The organism is Mogibacterium kristiansenii (assembly GCF_009695905.1).
Lineage (GTDB): Bacteria > Bacillota > Clostridia > Peptostreptococcales > Anaerovoracaceae > Mogibacterium_A > Mogibacterium_A kristiansenii.
Genome location: NZ_VUNA01000035.1, coordinates 1 through 2,567, shown reverse-complemented (window position 1 = coordinate 2,567; position 2,567 = coordinate 1). Strand labels below are relative to the sequence as shown.

The window sequence follows — 2,567 nt, the reverse complement described above, 5'->3', positions numbered from 1 at the left end:
TGAATATTCCTGTGCGGTGAAACCGCCATTCCGGGACGCCGGGTACCGGCGTTCCAGAGATGGGGTACCGCAAATAGTATAGATGTTATTCGCTATCGCTCTGCTTAAGACCATAGACTTCTCTCATAGAGATTTCCCTTGTTGGGTCAAGGCTCTCAATGTTTATCTTGTACGAGTCATATATGATTCGGTCGAGGATAGCATCAGTCAGAGGGCTGTCTGCACCTCCGAGCTGATCGTACCAGTCGGATTGATGATACTGGGAACAGAAGATGGTTGATGACTTCTTCCGTCTTCGGTGAAGTAGTTCAAGAATATCCTTCTGCTCATCTTGAGTAGGTCTCATAAGGAGCCACTCATCGATGATAAGTAATACGGGATTTGCATATTGCTTCATTACCTTCATGTAAGTGCCGTTGTCCCTGGCAATCCTGAGATCAATCAGAAGATCCGGAAGCCTTACATACTTGGTGTTGTAGTACTGTTTACACGCCTCCATGCCAAAGGCACAAGCCATGTAAGTTTTACCGCTACCCGTAGCACCGGTAATGAAGATGTTGCGATATTCAGATATGTATTCGCAAGTGGCAAGTCTCGTTATGAGTTCTCTGTTAAGCTTGCGTCCTGAAGTGTAATCAATACCTGTGATGTCTGCTTCAGGCTGATCGAGTTCAGCTTTATGAATCAGGCGATTCAGCCTGTTGTGCTTACGACTGTTGTATTCGATGTCTACCAGCAACCCCAGACGATCCTCAAAGTCGAGGTCTTTCATCTTAGGGTCTGAGAGCTGGTTTCTGAATGCATCCGCCATAGCGGTAAAGTGCATTTCAATCAGCTTATCGATAGTGCTTTGATTAGTCATTAGATTTCCTCCTGTAAAAGTCTGCTCCGCGAGTTATACCCTTAGCTTTATGATTGGATTCTTCAGGAGAAACATGAGCCTCCTGTTTTGCTGAAAGAATGTTTTTTACACTCTTGTAGCTTGGGGAAACTGTGTAACTTAATGCCTGAGTGCAGGCATCTTCCAATCTCCTTGCAGAGTATTTATCTGCAAGTTTCAGAAGGCCCATGCAGCTTCTGTACGCTTGTTGTTCCACACTTCTGGAGGCAAGAATAGAATCTATGACCTTGTATGTATTTTCACCGATTTGCCTAGCCCAGGATCTGAAACGATCACCGTTCCATTCAAGGTACTTCTGATGATCCTGTGGCATATGGTCAGTGACAGTAGAGTACTGACCTTTGCGACCGTAAAGTCTCTTGTGAGAGGCTATACGTTCCTGTTTGTAGAAGATTTCAACAGTTTTAGCTGTTACCCGAACATCGACTTTATGCCTGATGTGTTCGTAAGGGACGGAGTATAGCATTCCGTCATACGATATGTGATAATTGAAAAGAACTGTTGCGGACGCCCATTCCGACAGTTCATAACGGGTAGCAGGCATCTTTGCCATCAGTGGCAGTTCTTCTTCGACAAAGAGCTCACGTCGGCTACCCTCTTTCTTTTGGAAGGGTCGTCTATTGAACTCATACAGTTTCTTCCGTATTGCTGTATTAAGTTCAGCAAGAGAGAAGAACTGCTCGTTTCGAAGAGCGGCAATTATCCATGTAGATATGTGCCTTACTGCGCCTTCGGCATTGGGTTTGTCTTTTGGAGCCCTGACTCTGGCAGGGATGATGGCAGTACCGTAGTGTTCTGCCATTCCTCGATAGACTTCATTGATTCTTGGATCATAGTAGCTGTTGCCTTTACGGATTACTGCTGTTTTGCAGTTGTCCGGTACAAGTATCTTAGCTACAGCACCAAAGTACTCATACATATTGACATGAGCTGTTATCCAAGATGTTTGTTTCTCGTCGGGGAACGCTTCAGCATATGCATATTGGCTGTAACTCATTACTCCGACAAAGACGGATACTTTGGTCATTTCGCCGGTATCTGGATCGATTAGATAGGCTGGATCGCCTGCCCAATCGACTTCAACTTGCTCACCGGGTTTACGTTTGATGTGCATTGAAGCACGACGCTTTTCTTCATCACGCTGTATGTAGTAACAGAAACGTGAGTACATCAGTGGTTCTTCACCACTGAGCCGGCATTCTTCGAGATATTCAGTCCACAGTAGCTTCTTGTTCACTCCATTTCGGAGAAGTTCCTTACGGATATACTCAAAATCCGGCATGCGTTTGTTAGTTACCGTCTCCTGAGTATCTGAAGACGGAAACAGAACAGCTGCAAGAGCAGCATTGGTCTGGTCATTGTCCAGAGGCCATGAGATATTCTCTCTTCTGGCAGCCTTGAGGACAGTGTTGACAGTTCGCTTCGAGGCATTACAACTTTGTGCGATGCTCTGTTGCGACAATCCTAGGGCTGAAAGCCTTAGGATCTCTCGATAATTAGTCATCGTGTGACCTCCTTAAAACTTGTATTTACATCTTCAAGATGCATACATTCATTTTAAGGATTTATATATGTGGTATCCAGTTGCAGGAACAACGGTACCATATCTCAGGAATTGCGGTACCCGTTTACTGGAACAGTGGTGCAATTCTGGCAGGAATCTTCA

At 45.1% G+C, this 2,567-nt stretch carries 2 protein-coding genes; both read right to left on the bottom strand.

The window, feature by feature from the left end:
* Window positions 1-85 precede the first annotated feature (85 nt).
* Window positions 86-862, bottom strand: a complete 777-nt coding sequence (locus FYJ65_RS09395; protein WP_154555066.1) for an ATP-binding protein — start codon at window positions 860-862, stop codon at window positions 86-88.
* Window positions 855-2,405, bottom strand: coding sequence for an IS21 family transposase (istA, locus tag FYJ65_RS09390; RefSeq protein WP_154555065.1), 1,551 nt, complete (start codon window positions 2,403-2,405; stop codon window positions 855-857). Before istA ends, FYJ65_RS09395 begins: the two co-directional genes overlap by 8 nt.
* Between the last annotated feature and the right edge of the window lie 162 nt (window positions 2,406-2,567).